General features: G+C 76.0%; 20 protein-coding genes. 11 read left to right on the top strand and 9 right to left on the bottom strand.

The genetic code is table 11. The features are described from left to right. Positions 1-2 precede the first annotated feature (2 nt). Positions 3-3,086 (bottom strand): SNF2-related protein, encoded by a 3,084-nt coding sequence (locus tag ACFC0B_RS26530; protein WP_376090664.1) that lies wholly within the window; start codon positions 3,084-3,086, stop codon positions 3-5. 224 nt (positions 3,087-3,310) lie between these two features. On the opposite strand from ACFC0B_RS26530, the gene ACFC0B_RS26525 reads away from it, so the two are divergent. From ACFC0B_RS26525 to ACFC0B_RS26500, 6 genes are all read left to right on the top strand, one after another. Further along, positions 3,311-3,502, top strand: coding sequence for a YegP family protein (locus tag ACFC0B_RS26525; RefSeq protein ID WP_376090661.1), 192 nt, complete (start codon positions 3,311-3,313; stop codon positions 3,500-3,502). Positions 3,503-3,645: 143 nt separating this feature from the next. Beyond that, on the top strand, positions 3,646-4,905 hold the full coding sequence (locus ACFC0B_RS26520; protein ID WP_376090658.1) for a glycosyltransferase family 4 protein: 1,260 nt from the start codon (positions 3,646-3,648) through the stop codon (positions 4,903-4,905). Then, a complete protein-coding gene (locus tag ACFC0B_RS26515) occupies positions 4,902-6,050 on the top strand; it encodes a glycosyltransferase (protein ID WP_376090655.1) in 1,149 nt (382 codons plus the stop codon). Before ACFC0B_RS26520 ends, ACFC0B_RS26515 begins: the two co-directional genes overlap by 4 nt. Positions 6,051-6,141: 91 nt before the next feature. Beyond that, a complete protein-coding gene (locus ACFC0B_RS26510) occupies positions 6,142-7,092 on the top strand; it encodes an SGNH/GDSL hydrolase family protein (RefSeq protein WP_376090652.1) in 951 nt (316 codons plus the stop codon). Positions 7,093-7,220: 128 nt separating this feature from the next. Further along, on the top strand, positions 7,221-8,381 hold the full coding sequence (locus ACFC0B_RS26505; RefSeq protein ID WP_376090649.1) for an NUDIX domain-containing protein: 1,161 nt from the start codon (positions 7,221-7,223) through the stop codon (positions 8,379-8,381). 58 nt (positions 8,382-8,439) lie between these two features. Further along, a complete protein-coding gene (locus ACFC0B_RS26500) occupies positions 8,440-8,907 on the top strand; it encodes a DUF6188 family protein (protein WP_376090646.1) in 468 nt (155 codons plus the stop codon). On the opposite strand, the gene ACFC0B_RS26495 is transcribed toward ACFC0B_RS26500, so the two are convergent. The 5 genes from ACFC0B_RS26495 to ACFC0B_RS26475 form a co-directional block, all read right to left on the bottom strand. Next, the gene (locus tag ACFC0B_RS26495; protein ID WP_376090643.1) at positions 8,876-9,250 is read right to left on the bottom strand and encodes a hypothetical protein; all 375 of its coding nucleotides are present in this window, start codon (positions 9,248-9,250) and stop codon (positions 8,876-8,878) included. The two genes, ACFC0B_RS26500 and ACFC0B_RS26495, sit on opposite strands and share 32 nt — an antisense overlap. A 96-nt stretch (positions 9,251-9,346) precedes the next feature. Next, positions 9,347-9,739 carry a roadblock/LC7 domain-containing protein gene (locus ACFC0B_RS26490; RefSeq protein WP_376090640.1) on the bottom strand — a complete coding sequence of 131 codons (393 nt, stop codon included), beginning with the start codon at positions 9,737-9,739 and terminating at the stop codon, positions 9,347-9,349. Between the two features lie 82 nt (positions 9,740-9,821). Continuing rightward, the gene (locus tag ACFC0B_RS26485; protein WP_376090637.1) at positions 9,822-10,922 is read right to left on the bottom strand and encodes a transcriptional regulator; all 1,101 of its coding nucleotides are present in this window, start codon (positions 10,920-10,922) and stop codon (positions 9,822-9,824) included. Beyond that, positions 10,919-11,302: a hypothetical protein gene (locus ACFC0B_RS26480; RefSeq protein ID WP_376090634.1), complete on the bottom strand. Its 384-nt coding sequence runs from the start codon at positions 11,300-11,302 to the stop codon at positions 10,919-10,921. Before ACFC0B_RS26480 ends, ACFC0B_RS26485 begins: the two co-directional genes overlap by 4 nt. A gap of 553 nt (positions 11,303-11,855) precedes the next feature. Next, on the bottom strand, positions 11,856-12,581 hold the full coding sequence (locus ACFC0B_RS26475; RefSeq protein WP_376090631.1) for a TetR/AcrR family transcriptional regulator C-terminal domain-containing protein: 726 nt from the start codon (positions 12,579-12,581) through the stop codon (positions 11,856-11,858). A 136-nt stretch (positions 12,582-12,717) separates the two neighbouring features. Here ACFC0B_RS26475 and ACFC0B_RS26470 point away from each other — a divergent pair, with 136 nt between their 5' ends. From ACFC0B_RS26470 to ACFC0B_RS26450, 5 genes are all read left to right on the top strand, one after another. Next, entirely contained in the window at positions 12,718-14,328 is a 1,611-nt protein-coding gene (locus ACFC0B_RS26470) for an amidohydrolase (RefSeq protein ID WP_376090628.1), read from the top strand. A 120-nt stretch (positions 14,329-14,448) separates the two neighbouring features. Further along, entirely contained in the window at positions 14,449-15,945 is a 1,497-nt protein-coding gene (locus tag ACFC0B_RS26465; protein ID WP_376090625.1) for an APC family permease, read from the top strand. Positions 15,946-16,144: 199 nt separating this feature from the next. Continuing rightward, positions 16,145-16,966 carry a hypothetical protein gene (locus tag ACFC0B_RS26460; protein ID WP_376090622.1) on the top strand — a complete coding sequence of 274 codons (822 nt, stop codon included), beginning with the start codon at positions 16,145-16,147 and terminating at the stop codon, positions 16,964-16,966. Between the two features lie 46 nt (positions 16,967-17,012). Next, on the top strand, positions 17,013-17,660 hold the full coding sequence (locus ACFC0B_RS26455; RefSeq protein WP_376090619.1) for an alpha-ketoglutarate-dependent dioxygenase AlkB: 648 nt from the start codon (positions 17,013-17,015) through the stop codon (positions 17,658-17,660). A 58-nt stretch (positions 17,661-17,718) separates the two neighbouring features. Further along, positions 17,719-18,465, top strand: coding sequence for a VOC family protein (locus ACFC0B_RS26450; RefSeq protein WP_376090616.1), 747 nt, complete (start codon positions 17,719-17,721; stop codon positions 18,463-18,465). Here the strand turns inward: ACFC0B_RS26450 and ACFC0B_RS26445 are convergent. From ACFC0B_RS26445 to ACFC0B_RS26435, 3 genes are all read right to left on the bottom strand, one after another. Then, positions 18,419-18,979 (bottom strand): nucleotidyltransferase domain-containing protein, encoded by a 561-nt coding sequence (locus tag ACFC0B_RS26445; protein WP_376090613.1) that lies wholly within the window; start codon positions 18,977-18,979, stop codon positions 18,419-18,421. The two genes, ACFC0B_RS26450 and ACFC0B_RS26445, sit on opposite strands and share 47 nt — an antisense overlap. Positions 18,980-19,057: 78 nt before the next feature. Next, positions 19,058-19,906 carry a carbohydrate ABC transporter permease gene (locus ACFC0B_RS26440; RefSeq protein ID WP_376090610.1) on the bottom strand — a complete coding sequence of 283 codons (849 nt, stop codon included), beginning with the start codon at positions 19,904-19,906 and terminating at the stop codon, positions 19,058-19,060. Next, positions 19,903-20,883, bottom strand: a 981-nt coding sequence (locus ACFC0B_RS26435; RefSeq protein WP_376090607.1) for a carbohydrate ABC transporter permease, incomplete at its 5' end; no start/stop codon positions are given. The genes ACFC0B_RS26440 and ACFC0B_RS26435, both read right to left, overlap by 4 nt.

Genomic DNA, 20,883 nt, shown 5'->3' with positions numbered 1-20,883 from the left:
TTTCACTCCCCGATCGCGTCGGCGGACAGGGTCAGCAGTTCGCGCAGCCGGTCGGCGGGCAGTTCGGCCAGCCACTGCTCACCGTCGCCGACCGCCGCCTCGGCCAGGGTGCGCTTGGCGGCGAGGAGTTCACCGATCCGCTCCTCGACGGTGCCGGCGCAGACCAGCCGGCGCACCTGGACGGCGCGGCGCTGGCCGATCCGGTGCGCGCGGTCGGTGGCCTGGTCCTCGGCCGCCGGGTTCCACCAGCGGTCCAGGTGGACGACCTGGTTGGCGGCGGTCAGGTTGAGACCGGTGCCGCCCGCCTTCAGCGACAGCAGGAACACCCTCGGCCCGTCCGGCGACTGGAACCGCTCGACCATCTCCTCGCGCCGCCCGCGCGGCACCCCGCCGTGCAGGTAGAGCACCTCCTCGCCCAGGGTCCGCCGCAGGTACGGCCGGAGCATGGCGCCGAACTCCGCGTACTGGGTGAAGACCAGCGCCCGGTCTCCCTCGGCCAGCGCCTCCGCCAGCAGCTCGACCAGCCGCGCCACCTTTCCCGAGCGCCCGGCCACCGCCGTGCCGTCGTGCAGGAGTTGGGCCGGGTGGTTGCACACCTGCTTGAGCCGGCCGATCGCCGCCAGCACCGCGCCCTTGCGCTCCACCCCGCGCAACCCGCCCAACCGCTCCAGCAGGTCGGCCACCACCGCCCGGTAGAGCCCGGCCTGCTCCGCCGTCAGGGCGCAGCGGACGGTGAACTCCTGCTTGGCGGGCAGGTCCTGGACGATCAGCGGGTCGTCCTTGCGGCGGCGCAGCAGGAACGGTCCGGTGACCCGGCGCAGCCGGGCCGCCGCGTCCGCGCTGCCGGTCTGCTCCAGCGGGATCGCGAACCGCTCCCGGAACGCCTCCGGGCTGCCGAACAGGCCCGGGTTGGCGAAGTCCAGGACGGCGTGCAGATCGGCCAGCCGGTTCTCCACCGGGGTGCCGGTGAGCGCGATCCGCGGGCCGGAGCGCAGCGAGCGCAGCGCCCGGGACTGCCGGGCCGACCGGTTCTTGACGTGCTGGGCCTCGTCGGCGACGATCCGCCGCCAGTGCACGCCGCGCAGCTCGGCGGCGTCCCGCTGGACCAGTCCGTAGGTGGTGATGACGAGGTCGGCCGCGGGGTCGGGGGCGGCGCGGTCGGCGCCGTGGTGGACGTGCACCCGCAGGCCGGGCGCGAACCGGGCGGCCTCGCGCTGCCAGGTGCCGACCATCGACGTCGGGCAGACCAGCAGCACCGGCCCGCGCGCGCCGCGCTCCTGCTCCAGGGCGAGCAGGGCGAGGGTCTGCACCGTCTTGCCGAGGCCCATGTCGTCGGCCAGCACGGCGCCGAGGCCCAGCCGCCCGAGCGCGTCCAGCCAGGCCAGCCCCCGCCGCTGGTACGGGCGGAGGGTGCCGGTGAAGCCGTCGGGCAGTCGCGGGACGCGGTCGGCGGAGACCGGGCGCCCGGCCAGCAGGTCGCCGATCGGGCCGGTGGCGTGCACGGCGGCGACCGGCAGCCCGTCCACCGCGGCGCCGTCCTCGACGGCCAGCCGCAGCAGCTCGACCGGCTCCATGACTCCGGTGCCGTGATCGGCCAGGAAGCGTACGGCGGCAGCGAGTTGGGCCTGGTCGACCTCGACCCAGCGGCCGCGCAGCCGGACCAGCCCCTGCTGGGCGGCGGCGAGGTCAGCGAGCTCCTCCTCGGTGAGGGTGTCCTCGCCGAGGGCGAGGCGCCACTCGAAGTCCAGCACGGCGTCCCGGTCGACCTGCGCGCCGCGCGCCACCGCCGACGGGTCGCCGGCCGGGGTGCCCGCCGTCAGGACCAGGCCGAGCCGGGGGCGGCGCTGCCACCACGCGGGCAGCAGGACGCCGAACCCGGCGCGGGTCAGCGCGGGCGCGCCCTCGCGCAGGAAGCGCAGGGCGCCCGCCCGGTCGAGCCGCGCCTCGGTGGGGAAGGCCCCCGCGAGCGAGGGGCGCAGCCCCGGGTCCACCCGCAGGGCGCGGGCCAGCTCGGCCTGGTAGGCCTCGGCCGGGTCGCCCGCCTCGGCGGGCACGGCGCGGGCCAGCGCCTGGTAGGCGGGGTCGGCACCGGCGCCCGGCCGGACGGCGGCGGCGGGGACCACCAGGGAGGGGCGGTCGGCGGCGCGGACCAGCAGGTCGAGCCGCCAGCCCTCGGCGGACACCCCGCCGCCGGGGTCGTCCGGGTCGGGGCCGAGCGGTTCGGTGAGGCGGAAGTCCAGCCGCAGCGGAGCGTCGGCCGGGCGGGCGGCCTGCCAGGCGGCCAGCCCCTCGGCGAGAGCGGCGGGCGGGGCCTGGGCGAGCCGGCCGTCCGGGCCGTACAGGGCGGTGAGGAAGGCGTCGGCGGGCGGGTCGAGGTCCGCGAGGGCGACCCGGGCCTCCTGGTCGACGAGGGTGTCGAGCAGACCGGCGAACAGGGCCCCGGCGGAGGGCCCGCCCGCGGGGTGCTCCGCGCGGCAGACCGGCGGGCAGCCGGCGACCAGCGCGGCCGCCTCCCGGCGGGCCGGGCCGTCCGGGGCGGGCCGCCAGCGCGCGTACCACTCCCCCGCCTCCTCGGCCGGCACCGGCAGCAGCCGCCCGCGCCCGACCAGCCGCCAGGCGAGGTCGTGCACGGCGGCCAGCCAGCGCACCGAGGCGCCGTACGCCAGCTCGGCCGGGGTGCCGTCGGGCAGCTGGACGGCCGCCCCCGGCCAGTGCGGATCGTGCAGCGCGCCGAGCAGCTGGGCGGCCTGCGCGCGGTCGAAGAGCAGCGCGGGCACCCGCCAGGGGCTCAGCCCCACCGGGCGCGGCACGGCGCCGGCCGGCAGGTCGGGGGACGGTGTCGGCCGGCCGCCGAGGGTCGGCAGCAGCAGCCCCGTCCACCGCTCGGCGGCCTGCTCGGCCAGCCAGCCCAGGCCCGGCCCGACCGCCCCCAGCAGCCGCGCCACCTCCGCGGCCGGGCAGGCGAACGGGTGCGCCGTCCCGCCCCGCTCCCCACGGGCGGGCGCGTCCCCCCGGTACACCGCCGCGTCCTCCGCCCAGAGGGCGAGCCGGCCGTCGGCCCGCCAGAGCGCGTGCAGGGCGTACATCGGTGGGCGGCACCTCTCCGGACGGGGACGGACAGAACGGGCTTCCCACCCTAGTCCGCACCACCGACAGGGCCGCCGGTCGGACTTCTCCCCTGTCGGTCCGCCCTCCGGTGCCGGAAGGTCCCGGAGGCGGCACTCGGATGGGTCATCTGGCGCGCGGGGCAAGGGATTTGCCCCTACGGTGCGGTGCGAGGGGGCTTCCTGAACGAGAGGTGTCGACTGCCATGGCGGGAAAGTTCGAGCTGTACACCGATGAGAGCGGCATGCACCGGTTCCGGCTCAAGGCGAGCAACGGATCGATCGTCGTGACGGGCGACCCGGAGGAGAACCGGGACGACTGCCTGAAGAGCATCGAGTCGATCCGCAGGCTCGCGCCGTACGCGGAGCTGAAGGAGACGGCCGCCGGACCGGCCTGAGGACTTCGGCCGCGCCCGGGACCGCGCAGGACCGGGCACGACCGGGCACGACGCGGGTCGGCGGGACAATTCGCCGACCCGCGTTCGTTTGTACGACAGATCCCTTTGGCCGCGTGCACGCCGGGCGCGGACAGAACACAGGCATGCGTGTCGTCATCGTCACCGAATCCTTTCCCCCCGAGGTCAACGGCGTCGCCCACAGCGTGCTGCGGACCGCCGAGCACCTGCTCCGCCGGGGGCACCAGCCGCTCGTCGTCACCCCGGCGCCCGCGCGCGGCGCGCAGAGCCCCTCGCACACCTTCGGCGCCGGCGGCGTGCCGGACGGGCTGCCGGTGGTGCACGTCCCCTCCGTCCCGCTGCCCGGCTACCCGCAGGTCCGGATCGCGCTGCCCAGCCGACGGCTTTCCGCCGCGATCCAGGGGCACCGCCCCGACCTCGTCCACCTGGCCAGCCCGTTCGTGCTCGGCGCGCGCGGCGCGCAGGTCGCGGCCCGGCTCGGCGTCCCCGTCGTCGCCGTCTACCAGACCGACCTCGCCGGGTACGCGCACGCCTACCGGGCCGGGCGCGGGCTCGGCGAGGCGGCCGCCTGGCACCGGATCCGCGCCGTCCACGGCCTCGCCGCCCGGACGCTCGCGCCGTCCACCCCCGCCGCCCAGGACCTCACCGCGCACGGGGTCGCCCGGGTCCAGCTGTGGCCGCGCGGCGTGGACTCGGTCCGCTTCCACCCGCGCCACCGCGACGAGGCGCTGCACCGGGCGCTCGCCCCCGGCGGCGAGGTGCTGGTCGGCTACGTCGGACGGCTCGCGCCGGAGAAGCGGGTCGACCTGCTCGCCGAGACCGCGACGCTGCCCGGCGTGCGGGTGGTGATCGTCGGCGACGGGCCGTCCGCGCCCGGGCTGAAGTCCGCGATGCCCGGCGCCGTCTTCCTCGGCCGGCGCACCGGCGAGGAACTGGCCCGATGTTTCGCCACCCTGGACGTCTTCGTGCACACCGGGCCGCTGGAGACGTTCTGCCAGACCATCCAGGAGGCGATGGCCAGCGGGGTCGCGGTGATCGGCCCGGCCGCCGGCGGCCCGCTCGACCTGGTCGCGCACCACCGCACCGGCCTGCTCGTCCCGCCCCGCGACGGCGCGGCGGTGGCCCGGGCGGTGACCGCCCTGGCCGGGGACGCGGAGCTGCGGGCCGCGTACGGGCGCGCCGGGCGGGCGGAGGTGACCGCCCGCACCTGGGAGGCGGTCGGGGACCTGCTGCTGCGGCACTACGCCGAGGTGCTCGCGGAGCACCGCGGGGCGGCGGAGGCACCGCCGGTCGAAGCGCCCGCGACGGACGGGTCGGCCGCCTCCCCCGAACCGGCCGGCTCCCCCGGTCCCACCGCCCCGCTGACGGAGGAACTGCCCGCATGACCACCGGACCGCTGCGGATCGTCCGGGTGGCGAACTTCGTCAGCCCCGTCTCCGGCGGACTGCGCACCGCGCTGCGCCACCTCGGCGCGGGCTACCGGGCCGCCGGGCACACCCCGGTGCTGGTCGTGCCCGGGGAGCGGCGCGCCGCCGAGGAGGAGGAACAGGGACTGGTCGTCACGCTGCCCGGCCCCGTGGTTCCCGGCAGCGGCGGCTACCGGCTGCTCACCGACCGCCGGGCGGTGGCCGCCGAGCTCGAACGGCTCGCCCCGGACCGGCTGGAGGTCTCCGACCGCACCACCTTGCGCTGGACCGGCGCCTGGGCGCGGCGGCACGGGGTGCGCGCGGCGATGGTGTCGCACGAGAGCGCCGTCGGCGTGCTGCGGACCTGGGGCGTGCCCGGCCCGGTCGCCGACGCGGCCGCGAACCGGCTCAACTCCCGGACCTCCCGGTCGTACGACACGGTGATCTGCACGACCGACTGGGCCGCCGCCGAGTTCCGCCGCCTGGGCGTGCGGAACCTCGCGCGCGCCCCGCTCGGCGTGGACCTCGCCGCCCTGTGCCCGCGGTCCGCCGCCGACCGGGCGGCGGAGCGGGCCCGGTACGCGGCCCCCGGGCAGGTGCTGCTGGTGCTCTGCTCCCGGCTCGCCCCCGAGAAGCGGCCCGCACTCGCCCTCGACGCCCTGTCCGCGCTCCGGTCCGCCGGGGTCGACGCGGTGCTGGCGGTGGCCGGCACCGGGCCGCTGCGGTCGCGGCTCGCCGCCCGGGCCGCCCGGGAGCGGCTGCCGGTGCACCTCCTCGGCCACCTGGCCGGGCGCGCGGCCGTCGCCCGGCTGCTCGGCTGCGCGGACGCGGTGCTGGCGCCGGGGCCGGTGGAGACCTTCGGACTGGCCGCGCTGGAGGCGCTCGCCTGCGGCACACCGGTCGCCGTCCACCGCGGCTCCGCCCTGCCCGAGCTGATCGGCACGGCCGGCGTGGCCGCCGAACCGACCGGCGCGGGGTTCGCGGTGGCGGTGCGCGAACTCCTCGCGCGCCCCGAACCGGCCCGGCGCGCCGCCGCCCGCGCCCAGGCCGAGCGGTACGGCTGGCCCATGGCCGTGGCGGCCTTCCTCGCCGCCCACGGCGCGGCGCCCGTCACCGCCCGCTGAGGCGGGTCCGGGCCCACGGCGGGGCGGCGGAGCGGGGCGGCACAGAACGGCACGGAACAGAACAGAACAGCACGGACGGGTGGGAGATCCGATGAACACCATCACGACAGTGGACGGAGGAGGCGGCACCGTACCGGATGCCGCGCACGGCGCAACCCTCGGGGGCGCGCGCCGGACCGGCGAGCCGGTCCGCTTCGTGGCCCTCGGCGACTCGCTCACCGAAGGCATCGGCGACCCGATCGCCGACGGGTGGCGCGGCTGGGCGGCCCTGCTCGCCCGGTCCCTGGCCCCGCCGCAGACCGGGGTCGACTTCACCAACCTCGCGCGCAGCGGCGCGCTCACCACCGACCTCACGACCGAGCAGCTGCCCGCCGCGCTCGGCCTGCGGCCGCGGTTCGCCGCCGTGGTGGCCGGCGGCAACGACACCCTGCGGTCCGGCTTCGACGTCGGCCGCACCACCCTGGCGCTGGACACCGTCCTCGGCCGGCTCACCGACAGCGGCGCGGTGGTCCTGACCGCCTGCCTGCCCGACCCGGGCGCCCTGCTGCGCCTGCCCCGCCCGCTCGCCCGCCCGCTGGCACGGCGGATGCGCGCGGTGAACACCGTGGTGCACGCGCTCTCCGCCCGTCACCGGGCCGTCCACCTGCACATCGCCGAACTGCCCTGGACGGCGGAGCGCCGGCTGCTCAGCGTCGACCGCCTGCACCCGAGCGCCGAGGGCCACCACCTGATCGCCCGCGGGTTCCACGAGCTGCTCACCGCCGCCGGCCGCCCGCTCGGCCCGGCCCCCGCCCCCGAACCGGCCGACCCGCCGCCCGGCACCCTGGCCGACGTCCGGTGGATGGCCACCAAGGGCACCCGCTGGGTCGCCGACCGCAGCACCGACCTCCTCCCGGGCCTGGTCGCCCTCGCCGCCGTCGAGGGCTTCGCCCGCCTCCGCGGCGCGACCGACCGCCAGGACCGCCGGATGGCCCACGCCACCACCACCGCCCTCGCCGCCCTCCCTCCCGAGCCGACGGGACAGGCCGAGCAGACGGAGTAGGCGAAGCAGGCGGCGCAGGCGGGAGTGGGAAGTCGGCCGCACCGACTTCCCACTCCACCCCGTACGTCGCCGGACGCCTGCGGCGGGCGGGGAATCGGAGAGGCGGGGAACCGGAGGGGCGGGGCGCGATGTCCTCAGCTCCGGACGGCGCGGCGGAGGGAGTGCGGATCGTGGTCGAGGCGGGTTCGGGGCAAGAGTTGTTGGCGGCGGCCGGAGTGCTGTTCCCGGACGAGCGGGGACGGGTGCTGCTGGTGCGGCTGCCGTACAACCGGAAGCATCCGGTGGCCGTGCCGGGCGGGGGCTGCGATCCCCAGGACGGCTCGCCGCGCCGGACGGCGGTGCGGGAGATCGAGGAGGAGCTGGGGTTCACGCCCCGGCTCGGGGCGCTGGCCTGCCTGGACTGGACGCTGGACCACGACCGCCCGCCGATCGCCGCCCACCTGTACTGGGCCGAGCCGCTGACGCCCGAGCAGGCGGCGGCGTTCACCCCGGACCGCGCCGAGGTGGGCGGCTGGGCGTGGCTGACGCCCGACCGGGCGGGCCGTGCGCTGCCGCCGCGGCTCTCCCGGCGGGTGGCGGCCTGTCTGCGGGCGCCCCGCGCCGCCGCGCCGCTGGAGCTGGAGAACGGCCAGCCGGTCGGGCACGCGCTCGACCACCTGACGCCGGTCCCGGCCCCCGCGTACACGGGCGAGGCGGGGCTGTCGGAGCTGTCCGAGCACTGGCCCCGGGAGGCGGACCCCGCGCCGCCGGCCGAAGCGCCGCCGCTGCTGGACCGGGCGGCGTACATCGCGAGCCTGCCGCGGATCCGGGCCAAGGCCCGCACGGTGTTCACCGACCGGGCGGGCCGCGTCCTGCTGGTGCGGCAGCGGCCGTGGGACCTGCCGGGCGGCGAGGTGCCGTACTGGACCCTGCCGGGCGGCGGCATCGAGGCGGACCGGGAGCTGCCCCGGGCGGCGGCCCGCCGCGAGGTCCGCGAGGAGCTGGGCTGGTCCTGCGAGCCGGGGAGGCTGCTGGCACTGGACTGGCTGCCCGGCCGGGCCGCGGACCCGGCGGCGGTCCGGGAGACCGCCGTGCTGGTGTACCTGTTCGACGGCGGCACGGTGGCGGACGAGCGGTTCGCGTCGATCGTGCTGGCCGAGGAGGAGCTGGTCGAGTGGCGGCTCTGCGACCCGGTGGAGGCGCGGGCGCTGCTGACGCCGGCGTCCTGGGCCCGGACGGCGGCCGCGCTGGCGGCGCGGGACCGGCCGGGCGGCCCGGCCGAGCTGGTCGGCGGGCACCCGGCCGGCTGAGCGCGCCCGCCGGTCGGAGGACGGGACAGGCGGCGTCCCGCCGGTCCACACTGGCCGCATGCAGAACACGCAGCACACGACGCGCGCCGGGGGCGGCCTCGGCGCCGCCCTGACCGGCCGCCGGGTGACGGCGGTCGGCGGCGGCGACCGGCTCGACCTCGTGCTCGACGGGCCGGTGACCGTCCGGGTGACGCACGAGTTCCGCGTCACCGGGCCGACGGGCGTCAGCCTCTTCTACCCCGCGCTGACCTTCCGGCCCACCGGACCACTGCTCGCTCTGGTCGGCCGGACGGTCGGCTCCGCCCTGATCACCCCGGCCGGAGGACTGGAGCTGGCCTTCACCGGTGGGGACGGCCAGGGCGGCCGGGGCGGCGCGGCGCTGTCCGTCCCGCCGCACGCGCTGATCGCACCGTGGCGCGTGGTCACGCCCGACGGCACGGTCTGCGCGGGGCTCCCCGGCGGCGAGGTCGCCTGCTCCGGGGAGCCCACCGCGCTCAGACCTCCAGCTCCGCCTCGATCCTGGTGAGCTGGTGACGGGCCATCGCCAGGTTGGCCCGGCCCTTGTCCAGCGCCAGGTAGAGGAACAGGCCCTTGCCGGTGCGGCTGGCGAGCGGGCGGATCAGGTGGTACTGGCTGCTGAGGGTGATGAGGATGTCCTCGATCCCGTCGCTGAGGCCCAGCATGTCCATGGTGCGCATCTTGGCCCGCACCACGTCGGTGTTCCCGGCGGCGGCCACGTTGAGGTCGAGGCCGCCGGGGCCGTCGAGGGTGGCCAGCGCCATGCCGCTGTTGTAGTCGACCAGGGCCGCGCCGATGGCGCCCTCGATCACGGTCATGGCCTGCTTGAGCGCGCCTGCGGCGTCGGTCATCTCGGTGTCTCCCGTTCGTCGATGAGTCGATGAGTCGATGGATCGGTGGATCGATGCGGTGGGTCGGGGAAGCAGGGGGCCGGACGGCCGGGCCCGTCAGAGCTCCCGGGCGTCCTTGGGCAGCAGCGCGTCGTTGAGGAGCGCGGCGATCCGCTGGGCGGAACGGCGGGCCTCCAGGTGCAGGCGGCCGATGTTCGCCTCCGGGTGGGCGAGCAGGGTGAGCACGCAGCTGCCGCCGGCCGCGTAGGTGGCGACGTAGCCGTTCTCACCGCGGACCAGCGACTCCCGGAACTCGCCCTGCCCGGTGCTGTCGGCGAGCCGTTGCGCCAGGCTGAGCGAGGCGGCCGTCATCGCCGCCAGGCTCGAAGGCTCGGCCCCGTGGGTGTCGTGGGCGACCAGCAATCCGTCCACACTGGCCACCAGACCGCCCGCGAGGTGCGGCAAGCGGTGCCTGATGGCGCGGAGTTCGGCCAGCAGCTCGGTCTCCAAGGCGATCAGTTGTCTCCTTCCGACACGCTGCTTGAGCGCCCGCCTCATGTCCGTGAGGGCGGGGTCGCGGGCGGAGAGTGGTTCAAAGTCGGGCCTCCAGAAGGGTTCGGACCCGGATCAGCAGCGCGATGTCCGGGTGGGTGTCGGTGGGCGGAGCGGCGGCGGGGTCCGGCCCGCCCCGTTCGCCGGCCAGGGCGGCGAGCGCCGCACCGGGTACCCGCCGGTGCAGCCCGCCGGGGTCCCGCGGCGCCGGTACCCCGCCGGTCGTCCCCGGCGTCGTGCCCGCCGCGCCCGGTGCGCCGACCGCGCACCCGGTGTCGGGGCCGGCCAGCAGGCCGGCGGCGGCGAGCCGGCGGACGTCCGCCGTGGTCGCGAACGCGGAGCGGCCGAGCAGCCGGGCCAGCTCCGCCGGGGTTCTCCGGCCGTCCGCGTGGTCGAGCAGCTCGCACTGGCGCCGGGTCGGCGGGCGGAGCCGGCGGGCGTGGCGTCCGGGGGCGGCGGCGGTCGGCTGGGCGGCGGTCCGGCGCAGCGGCGCGGTGTCGAACTGCGCCGAGGGCCAGATCCGGTCCAGCAGGTGCTGCCGCCGTTCGGCCTCCCGGCGCAGCCGGTGGGCGCCGACGGCGGCCACCGGACCGAGCCAGTGCCGGACGCCGGGCGCGAAGGTCCAGCGACCCGGGGCGGCGGGGGCGGGCGGGCCGTCGGCGGGGCCAGAGCCGTCGGGACCGTCGGGACCGTCAAGGCCGTCGGGGCCGTCGGGGCCGTCGAGCAGGAAGCAGGCGGCGTCGTAGAGCGCGCCGAGGTGGCAGAGTTCCAGCTCGCCGCGCGTCAGCCGGCCCTGCTCGACCAGCGCCTCGCCCACCCGGGCGTGCGGACCGAACCGGTGGACGGCCTCCCGCCAGGTCTCGGGGGTGAGCCGGCCGCAGGCGGTGAGCAGGGTGGCGAGGTCGGGCGCCCGGTCGGACTCGGCGTGGGCGACCAGGCCGTCGACGAGGTAGACGGTGCCGGCCGGCCCGCGCAGGGCGCCGGTGGCGCGTTCCCGGGCGAGCCGTTCGACGGCCGCGCCGGGGGTCCAGCCGGGTTCGGCGGCGACCGGGTGCGCGGCGGACCCGTCCGGTGGCCGGAACCCGACGGCGGCGGAGCGCCCGGCGGAGTCCGGCACGGGGTTCGCACCTCGGTTCGTCATCCGAGCACCAGTTCCTCGGCGAGCGACTGGAGGCGGAAGCGGGCGACGGCGAGGTTGCCCTCGGCGCGGTCGAGCCAGAGGTGCAGGACGAGCCGGCTGTCGAAGACGGTGTCGATGAAGCACAACAGGTGGTAACTGCGGCCGGCTGTCAGGATGATGTCCTGCAGCGGTGCCGCGCGGTCCTCGGCGGCGGTGAAGGTCGCGCTCTCAACGGCCGCCCGTACCAGGTCGGTTGCCTCGGCGGCCGTGGTGTCGTGGTCGCCGGTCGGACTGACTCCGGCACTGCCCAGGGCGAGCCCGCTGCTCCAGTCGACCAGACTGGCGGCGCGGGCCCCGGCGATCGCCATCGCCCGGGACAGGCACTCGTCGATACCCGGCACTCGGGCTCCTTCGGAGGGTTCGGGGAGGAAACGGCGCAGCGGGGCATGGCCGCCGGACGCCGGCCGGACTGCCACGACCCGTGGCGGGTTCGACACGGAAGGCTACTGGTGGAATCCATTCAACGAACGTTCCAATGGCATATTCACACCACAACGGTCAGCTTTCAGCCATCCTTTGACGCCGCATCCGATCCACCGGTACGGCATCACCGCTGACCGCACACTCGTGCGCCGCACGAACGAACGATCCACCTGGCGCGGGACGTTGGCCGATTGTCGGCCGCCTCGATGGGTTTCGGCCGTCGGCTGCGATAGGAGCGACGCCGCCCGGCGCCGCCCCAGGTTCACCCGGAGTCACCCGGGGAACGACGAAGCGGCCGCCCCCCGTAGGGGGACGGCCGCTTCCGATGGAGCGCCAGGCCCGGGTTGCACGGACTCTCCCTACTGAAAGTAGGGCGTGCTCTGGTAGCACCGCTGACGCCTGGTCGAACCGGTCCCGATCCCCGCTCCGCGAAGATCGTTCCCTCTCGACGAGAAGAACACTAGCAGGCCATCACGCCTGGTCAGAAATCGGATCCGGCGCCGCCGCCCCCGCCGCGCGACCGGCCGGCAGCAGCGTGCGGTAGCCGGCGATCAGTGCCGCGAGCCCGACCTCGAAGGCCTGGTCGGCACGGTGCCGCCCGGTCGGGACGGCGGCCAGCGCCTCGGCCAGTCGCGGGGTCGCCCCGCGGTCGACGGCGTCGACCATGACGGCGGGCGCGACGAGGTCCAGCGCCGAGCCGAGGATGAAGCTCTCCAGGGCGGTGATCACCCCCATCACGTCCTTCCGCGCGAAGCCCGCCGCCTCCAGGGTGCCGACGGCCCGCTCGTACAGCTCGTGCATGAACGGTTCGGCGAGCGGCGCGGTGGCCAGCAGCCGGATGATGCCGGGGTGCTCAGCGAAGGCCTCCCGGTAGGCGCGGGCCCAGCCGCGCAGCGCCTCGTCCCACGGCCGGTCCCAGAGCGAGCGCTCGCCGATGACCCGGACGAGTTCGGCCCGCATCAGGGCGACGATCTCGGCCCGCCCGGTGACGTGGTGGTAGAGCGCCGAGGGGCTGACCTTGAGCGCGCCGGCGAGGGCCGGGATGGTGAGGTCGCCGGCCTCGTCGACCAGCCGCAGCGCGGTGTGCACGATGCGCTGCCGGTCCAGCAGGGGTGTGCGCGGCCTGGCCATGGGGTTTCCGTCCTTCTCGGCGATGGCGGTGTCGCCGCGCGGCGCGGCCCTACGATCATCGCGCAAGATCATCGTAATGAAAACGTAATCGAATGACTTTCAATAAAACTCTTCCGCGCCCCGGCCGGCCGCGCCTACGGTTACCGAATCCCATTCAGTTAACCAGGTCTCACCAGACCGCACCGGGAGAGGACGCACCCGCATGCGCGCCGACACGCTCTTCACCGGAGGCCGGATCCACACCGGCGACCCGGCCCGCCCCGTCACCGACGCCCTCGCCGTGACCGCCGGGCGGATCACCGCCCTCGGCGTGGCGGCACACGCCCTGCGCGACGAGCGGACCGAGACCGTCGACCTGGCCGGCGGCGCCCTGCTGCCGTCCTGGGGCGACGGCCACGTCCACCCGCTGATCGGCGGACTCGGCCTGCGCGGCGTCCCGGTCCGGGACTGCACCAGCCTGGCCGAGGTGGTCGAGGCCGTCCGGGTCTGGGCCGGGGAGCACCCCGAGGCCGAGTGGATCACCGGCGACGCCTTCGACCCCTGGCTCGCCGAGGGCGGGCTGTTCGACGCCGCGCTGCTCGACGCCGTCGTCCCCGACCGGCCGGTGCTGCTGCGCACCATGGACCACCACACCGGCTGGGCCAACAGCGAGGCGCTGCGGCGGGCCGGGTACACCGCCGACACGCCCGAACCGACCCACGGCGAGATCGTCCGCCGCGCCGACGGCAGCCCGCTCGGCACCCTGCGCGAGTTCGGCGCGCTCAACCCCGTGCTCGCCCTCGTGCCGCTGCCCGCCCTCGCCGAGCAGGTCGACGCGCTGCGCGGGACGGCCCGGGTGCTCGCCTCCGCCGGGGTGACCTGGATCCAGGACGCCTGGGTCGAACCCGCCCAGGTGGACACCTGGATCGCCGCCGTCGCCGACGACGGCCTCGCCGTCCGGGCCAACCTCGCACTGCTGCTCGAACCGGACGGCTGGCGCGGGCGGCTCCCCCGGCTCGCCGCCGACCGCGAGCGGGTGGAGGCGGCCGGGGGCGGCCGGCTCACCGCGCGCGCCGTCAAGTTCTTCGCCGACGGGGTCGTGGAGTCCGGCACCGCCGCGCTGCTGGAGCCCTACAGCGACTGCCCGCACTCGCACGGGGCGGCCAACTGGACCGGCGCGGAGCTGGCCGACGCCGTCACCGCCGTCGACGCGCTCGGCTTCCAGCCGCACATCCACGCCATCGGCGACCACGGTGTGCGGATCGCCCTGGACGCGGTCGAGGCCGCCGCGCGCCGCAACGGACCGCGCGCCCGCCGCCCGGTGATCGCCCACGTCCAGCTGGTCGACCCGGCCGACCTGCCGCGGTTCGCCGAACTCGGCGTGATCGCCAACTTCGAACCGCTCTGGGCGCAGTCGGACCCGCTGATGACCGAGCTGACCCTGCCCCGGATCGGCCCCGAGCGCGGCGCCCGGCAGTACCAGATCGCCGCCCTGCTGCGCAGCGGGGCACGGGTCTCGTTCGGCAGCGACTGGCCGGTCACCCGGTACGAGCCGCTGGCCGGGCTGGCCACCGCCGTCACCCGGCAGACGTCCGAGGGCCTGCCGGAGGGGGGTTGGCTGCCGGAGGAGCGGATCGGGCTCGCCGAGGCGCTCGCCGCCTACTCGGCGGGCGTGGCGCACCAGGCCTTCGAGGAGGACGCCTGGGGCGTGCTGCGGGTCGGCCTGCGGGCCGACCTGGTGCACCTGGCCGCCGACCCGTACGCCGTCCCGGCCGGCGAGCTGGCCGGGGTCGCCGTGCTGGGCACCTGGCTGGGCGGCCGGCGCACGCACTGACCGCCGCCGCGACGAAGGCGCTGCGCCCCGGGCGCGCGCCGGACCCGTTCACGCCGTCCGCGCCCCCCACCCGGACGGCCTCCCCTACCCTCGACCGCACGACCCCAGGAGAGCTCCCCCATGCACCTGCCCTCCGACACGACCGCTCCCGCGGCCGCACCGCCGGCACCGGCACCGGCACCCGGGCTGGAACGCGGTGTCCTCGGCACCGGCGACATCGTCTTCTTCGTCGTGGCCGCCGCCGCACCGCTCACCGTGATGGCCGGGGTCGCGCCCTTCGCCATCGCCTTCGGCGGCATCGGCGCCCCGGCCGCCTACCTGGCCACCGGCCTGGTGCTGGCCCTGTTCGCGGTCGGCTTCACCACCATGGCCGCGCACGTCCGCAACGCCGGCGCGTTCTACGCCTACGTCACCCGGGGCCTCGGCCGGCCCGCCGGGCTCGGTGCCGCGCTGCTCGCGGTGCTGTCCTACAGCGCGATCCAGATCGGCATGTTCGGCGCCTTCGGCTACTTCGCCCAGGAGACCGCCGCGGACCTGCTCGGCCTTGACCTGCCCTGGCCGCTCTGGGCACTGCTCGGGGTCGCGGCGGTCTGGTTCCTCGGCTACCGCTCGATAGACCTCGGCGCCAAGGTGCTCGGCGCGCTGCTGATCGCCGAGACCGGGATCCTGCTGGTGCTCGCCGTCGCGATCCTGGCCCGGGGCGGGGCGCACGGCCTCTCGCTCTCCTCGTTCGCGCCCTCGCACATGACCGGCGGCGGCATGGGCGGCGTGCTCGGCCTGTCCTTCGCCGCGTTCGTGGGCTTCGAGGCCACCGCGATCTACCGCGAGGAGGCCCGCGCCCCGCACCGCACGGTGCCCCGGGCCACGTACGCGGCGATCGCCTTCCTCGGGCTGTTCTACACCTTCATCACCTGGACGATCGTGCAGGCCTTCGGCGACTCCGGGGCGGTGGCCGCCGCGACCGCCGACCCGGCCGGGATGTTCTTCACCGCGATGACGGACTACGTCGGCGGCTGGGCGACGGACCTGCAGCGCGTCCTGATCGTCACCAGCCTGCTGGCCGCGCTGCTCGCCTTCCACAACACCATCACCCGCTACGGCCACGCGCTGGCCTCCGAGGGCGCCGCGCCGGCCGCGCTCGGACGGATCCACCCCCGGCACCGCTCGCCGTGGATCGGCGGGATCGCGCAGAGCCTGCTCGCGGCGGGCGCCGTGGTGGTGGCCGCGCTGATCGGCGCCGACCCGTACAACCAGTTCTTCCTCTGGGTGAACTCCCCCGGGGTGGTCGGCATCCTGCTGCTCCAGGCGCTGGCCGGGCTCGCCGTGTACGCGTTCTTCCGCCGCGAGCGGGCGGCCGCGGCGAGCGCGGGCCGGTTCCGCACGGTGGTCGCCCCGCTGCTCTCCACCGTGCTGCTGTGCGGCGCGACCGGGCTGGTGGTCTGGCGGCTCGACCTGTTCACGGCGGCCGGACCGGAGGTCAACTGGCCGCTGGTGTCGGTGGTTCCGGTGGTGTTCCTGATCGGGGTCGGCCTCGCCCTGCGGCTGCGCTCGCGCCGCCCGGAGGTGTACGCCCGGCTCGGCGGCGGCGACGCCGACGCGGAACCGCCCCTCCGCTGAGGCCCCGCCGTGGCCGACCGTGTGCCCGGTGGACCGGGCACACGGTCGGCGTACGATCGAAGGGCGGCGACCACCCGCGGACCCTCGACCGGGACCGGGCGGCCGGCGCCCCCGGACGCTCCCCGGCCGCCTGCGGCGGCACCCGGCGCCGCACCCGGCCGAAGGCCGGCGGAGGACCCGACACAGGGAAGAGCGGACCATGTCACTCTCCACCACTCCGACGGCCGGCCCGGATCGGGCCGGCTCCCAGACCTTCGAGACGATTCCCGTGGGCGAGGGCCCGCACAGCGTGGCCGCGAGCAGCGACGGCCGGCGGGTCTACGTCACCAACTTCCTCGACGGGACGGTCACCGCCGTCGACACCCCGGCGAACACCGTCGCCCTGACCTTCCCCGCCGCCGTCGGCCCGTACGGGGTGGCCGTGGACCCGGCCGGCGAGCGCTTGTACGTCGCCGAGCACTCCTCCACCTTCGTCAAGGTGTTCGACACCGCCACCGGCCGGGAGGCCATCAGCACCGGCACGGGCGCCCGGCCGTACGGCCTGGCGATCAGCGTCCACCCCGAGCAGTTACTGATCGCCAACGCCATCGAGAACCAGGTGATGGTCTCCGACCTGCTCACCAAGAGCCACGGCACCCTGACCGGCATCGACTTCCCGGTCGGCCTCGCGGCCTCCGCGGACGGCAACCGCTTCTACGCCAGCAGCTACTTCGCGAACACCGTGTCCGTCCACGACGCGACGGAGGTCATCGCCGTGGAGGGGCCGACCCCGGCCGAACCGCTCCAGGTGATCACGGTCGACCGGGGACCGTACGGGGTGGCCGTCGACCCGCACAACGAGCGGCTGTACGTGGCCCACTTCCCGTTCGACGCGGTCTCCGTGATCGACCTCGCCGGCCGGGCCGCCGTCCGCACCATCGCCGTGCCGGGCGGCCCGCGGGGCATCGCCGTCAGCCCCGACGGCGCCCGCCTCTACGTCACCAACTTCTTCGCGCGGACGCTGACGGTCGTCCCGCTCTGACCACCCCATTCGGATGCATGTTCGATTCTCGACGTAGGCTGAGGCCATGCGCACCACCGCCGCCGTCCACCTCCAGCCGTCCCTGTTCGACGACCCGGGCCCGGCCGGGCCCGCCCTCGGGCCGCTGACCGGCGTGCACCGGGAGGTGCTGGGCGCCGGCGCCTGGGTGGACCTGCTGCCCGGCTGGCTGCACGGGGCGGACCGGCTGTTCGAACAGCTCGCCGCCGACGTGCCCTGGCGGGCCGAGCAGCGCGAGATGTACGAGCGCACGGTGGACGTCCCCCGGCTGCTCGCCTCCTACCGGGAGGAGGACGCCCCGCCGCACCCGGTGCTCGGCGAGGCCCGCGCGGCGCTGAGCGCGCACTACGCGCGGGAGCTGCGCGAGCCGTTCCGCACCCTGGGCCTCTGCTACTACCGGGACGGCCGGGACAGCGTGGCCTGGCACGGCGACCGGATCGGACGCGGCGCACGCCAGGACACCATGGTGGCGATCCTGTCCGTCGGCGAACCCCGACCGCTGCTGCTGCGCCCCCGGGGCGGCGGCGCACCGGTGCTGCGGCACCGGCTCGGGCACGGGGACCTGCTGGTGATGGGCGGCTCCTGCCAGCGCACCTGGGAGCACGCGGTGCCGAAGACGGCCCGGCCCGCGGGCCCCAGGATCAGCGTCCAGTTCCGGCCGCGCGGCGTCTCCTGAGCCGCCGACGCACCGACCCGGCGCACCGACCGGGCGCACCGACCCAGGAGGCCGCGGCATGCCGAAGGCGGGCAGGTACCACGAGGGCGTCCCCTGCTGGGTCGAGCTGGGCGCGGTGAACCTCGGGCGGGCCCGGCGCTTCTACGGCGGGCTGTTCGGCTGGGAGTTCGTCGAGCTGCCCGGCTGGACGGTCGCCACCCTGCGCGGCGCCCAGGTCGCGGGCCTCACCGCCCGGCCGCGCGGCGCCGAGCAGTCCTGGACGACGTACCTGGCGGTGGCCGACGCCGGGCGGACGGCCGCGGCGGTGCGGGAGGCGGGCGGCCGGGTGCTGCGCGAACCGTACGAGGTGCCGCCCGAGCAGGGCTGGGCGGCCCTGGCGGCCGACCCGGCCGGAGCGGTGTTCGGCCTGCGGCAGGGGCTGCTCTGGCAGGGCGCGGGCCTGGTCGACGAGCCGGCCGCGTTCAGCTGGAGCGAGCAGCACTCCCCCGACCCGGAGGCCGCCCGGGCCTTCTACCGGCGGGTGTTCGGCTACGCGTACGGCCGCGAGAGCGACGGCGCCACGCTGTTCCGGGTCGCCGGGCTGCCGGCCGGCGGGATCGCCCGGCACCCCGACCCCGGCTGGGCCGTCCACTTCGGGACCGCCGACACCGACCTCGCGGTCGAGCGGGTGCGGGAACTCGGCGGAACCGTGCTGGCCGGGCCGGAGCCCACCCCGTTCGGTCGGCGGGCGGTGGTCCGCGACGACGGCGGCGCGGCGTTCACCCTGGTCGGTGTTCTGTCGGCGGAGCGGACGCCGGCCGCCTGAGCGCCCGCCGCAGGCGGTCGACGTCCTCGGCGTCCTTCGCCCGGCGCGGGCGGCGCGGGTCCCAGACCGGCATCATCCGCTTGATCTCGATCTGCGCCGCCGGTGCGACGATCGGGCAGACCAGGCCGCCGAGCCGCCCCGGCGGCCCGTCCAGCAGCCCGGCCGGCCAGGCCGTCCCCGCCCAGGGACCGCCGGCCACCAGCACCCGGCCGTCCGGCGCCGGGTCGACCAGCGCGAAGCCGGACTCCAGGCCGTCCTTGACGACGTCGAACTGCTGCTCCGGCGGGCTGCCCGCGACCGGACGGTAGCCGAGCGCCTGCAGTCCGGCGGCGAGGGCGGGGGCGTCGGCGACCGGGACGAACCAGTCGACGTCCTCGTGGTCGCGGGTCTGCTCGCCGAGGAAGAAGTCCATCGCCCAGCCGCCGCGCAGCCAGACGCGGGAGCCGAGACGGCGGGCGAGGCCCACCGTCTCGGCGATCTGCGCGAGTTGCCCGTCGGCACGCTCCCGGTCCACGCACCCCACCTCCACGGCACCGGACGCTATACCCGCCGCAGCCCCTCCGTCGCGGGGGTTTCCGCCAAGGCCCGGGTCTCAGTCCTTGACGGCGCCGGCCAGCCCGGAGACCAGCTTGCGCTGCACCGCGATGAAGAAGATCAGCACCGGCACGGTCATCAGCGTGGAGGCCGCCATGATGCCGCCCCAGTCGTTCTCGTCCGGCTTGAAGAACACCAGCAGCGCCGAGGGGAGGGTCTGGTTGTCGGTCGCGCTGATGATGAAGGTCTTGGCGAAGACGAAGTCGTTCCACGCCGCGATGAAGGAGAACACGCTGGTCGCGGCCAGCCCGGGGGCGACCAGCGGCAGCAGGATCGTCCACAGGATGCGGGTCCGGCTCGCGCCGTCGATCTGCGCGGCCTCCTCGATGGACACCGGCACGGCGGCGACGAAGCCCCGCATCATCCAGATCCCGAACGGCAGCGAGAAGGCCAGCTGCACCAGGACCAGCGAGGCCAGGGTGTTGAGCCCGATGCCCGGGGCGAACCGGCCCGCGTCGCGGAACATGAAGAACAGCGGGATGGTCAGCGCCTCGACCGGGATCATCTGGGCGATCAGGAACATCACCATGATGGTGGTGCGGAAGCGGAAGTTGAACCTGGTCACCGCGACCGCCGCGAGGAAGACCACCAGCGCGGAGAGCACCACCACCGACAGCGCGATCACCAGGCTGTTGAGGAAGTACCGGCCGAAGCCGTCCACGCTGAGGACCTGGCGGAAGCTCTCCAGCGTCGGGTGCGCCGTCCACGGGCGCGGGTTCAGCGACTGCACCTCGCCCTTCGGCTTGAAGGCCGAGAGCACCATCCAGAAGATCGGGAAGGCGGTGACGGCGGCCACCAGGAGGGCGGTGGTGTTGGCGCCCAGGCGCCAGCGGCTTCGGGCGTTCACAGTTCGTTCCCCGTCCTGCGCAGCGAGCGGATGTAGAGGACGGTGGGGATCACCAGGATCAGCAGCATGATCACGCCGATGGCCGCGCCGAGCCCGTACTGGGAGGAGGCGAAGGCCTTCTGGTAGGCGTAGACGTTGAGCACCAGGTTCTGGCCGGCGATGCCGCCGCCCTCGGTCATCACGTAGATCTGGGTGAAGACCTTGAAGTCCCAGATGACCGACTGGATCACCACGATGGTCAGGATCGGCCGGAGCATCGGGGCGGTGATCCGGCGGAAGGTGGCCCAGGTGCCGGCGCCGTCCAGCGCCGCCGCCTCCAGGACCTCGGTCGGGATCGCCTTGATGCCCGCGTACAGCGTCACCATGACGAACGGGAAGGAGTGCCAGACCACCACGGCGCCGACGATGAGGAACGCCGTCCACTTGTCGTAGAACCAGTTGTACTCGTGGAAGCCGTCCAGGCCGATGCTCACCAGGGTCTTGTTGACCAGGCCGAGGTTGGTGTCGAACAGGAAGCTCCACACCGTCGAGCCGGTCATCGCCGGCGCCGCCCAGGCCGCCATCGCGGCGGTGGTGAGCACCAGCCGGGGCACCCGGCCCACCCTGGTCAGCAGCACCGCGAGGGTGGCGCCGACGGCCAGGGTGGCGACCACGCAGAACGCGGCGAAGCCGATCGTCTGCAGCAGCACCGACCAGAACTGCCCGTCGCTCAGGATCTTCTGGTAGTTGCCGAAGCCGACGAAGCTGGTCGGCACCCCGCCGGAGGCCTGCGCCTGTCCGAAGTCCAGCACGGACAGCAGGCCGAGCTGGTAGATCGGGTAGGCGACCAGCGGGATCATGATGACCGCCGCCGGCAGCAGGAGCAGCAGTGGGGGTCGGCGTGGGGGGCCGGGGGGGGGGGGCCCCCCCCCCCCCCCCCCCCCCCCCCCCCCCCCCCCCGGGCGCCCCCCCCGGGCGGGGGGGGGCGCGTGAAAACA

This window comes from Kitasatospora sp. NPDC056184, assembly GCF_042268405.1.
Classification (GTDB): Bacteria; Actinomycetota; Actinomycetes; order Streptomycetales; family Streptomycetaceae; genus Kitasatospora.
The sequence above is the reverse complement of the archived record's forward strand: the minus strand, read 5'-3'. Positions and strand labels throughout refer to the sequence as shown.

Excerpts from the sequence above, each read along its gene's own strand:
- ACFC0B_RS26530 (WP_376090664.1), bottom strand. The coding sequence starts at position 3,086 with ATGTACGCCCTGCACGCGCTCTGGCGGGCCGACGGCCGGCTCGCCCTC.
- ACFC0B_RS26525 (WP_376090661.1), top strand. The coding sequence starts at position 3,311 with ATGGCGGGAAAGTTCGAGCTGTACACCGATGAGAGCGGCATGCACCGG.
- ACFC0B_RS26520 (WP_376090658.1), top strand. The coding sequence starts at position 3,646 with ATGCGTGTCGTCATCGTCACCGAATCCTTTCCCCCCGAGGTCAACGGC.
- ACFC0B_RS26515 (WP_376090655.1), top strand. The coding sequence starts at position 4,902 with ATGACCACCGGACCGCTGCGGATCGTCCGGGTGGCGAACTTCGTCAGC.
- ACFC0B_RS26510 (WP_376090652.1), top strand. The coding sequence starts at position 6,142 with ATGAACACCATCACGACAGTGGACGGAGGAGGCGGCACCGTACCGGAT.
- ACFC0B_RS26505 (WP_376090649.1), top strand. The coding sequence starts at position 7,221 with ATGTCCTCAGCTCCGGACGGCGCGGCGGAGGGAGTGCGGATCGTGGTC.
- ACFC0B_RS26500 (WP_376090646.1), top strand. The coding sequence starts at position 8,440 with ATGCAGAACACGCAGCACACGACGCGCGCCGGGGGCGGCCTCGGCGCC.
- ACFC0B_RS26495 (WP_376090643.1), bottom strand. The coding sequence starts at position 9,250 with ATGACCGACGCCGCAGGCGCGCTCAAGCAGGCCATGACCGTGATCGAG.
- ACFC0B_RS26485 (WP_376090637.1), bottom strand. The coding sequence starts at position 10,922 with ATGACGAACCGAGGTGCGAACCCCGTGCCGGACTCCGCCGGGCGCTCC.
- ACFC0B_RS26470 (WP_376090628.1), top strand. The coding sequence starts at position 12,718 with ATGCGCGCCGACACGCTCTTCACCGGAGGCCGGATCCACACCGGCGAC.
- ACFC0B_RS26465 (WP_376090625.1), top strand. The coding sequence starts at position 14,449 with ATGCACCTGCCCTCCGACACGACCGCTCCCGCGGCCGCACCGCCGGCA.
- ACFC0B_RS26460 (WP_376090622.1), top strand. The coding sequence starts at position 16,145 with ATGTCACTCTCCACCACTCCGACGGCCGGCCCGGATCGGGCCGGCTCC.
- ACFC0B_RS26455 (WP_376090619.1), top strand. The coding sequence starts at position 17,013 with ATGCGCACCACCGCCGCCGTCCACCTCCAGCCGTCCCTGTTCGACGAC.
- ACFC0B_RS26450 (WP_376090616.1), top strand. The coding sequence starts at position 17,719 with ATGCCGAAGGCGGGCAGGTACCACGAGGGCGTCCCCTGCTGGGTCGAG.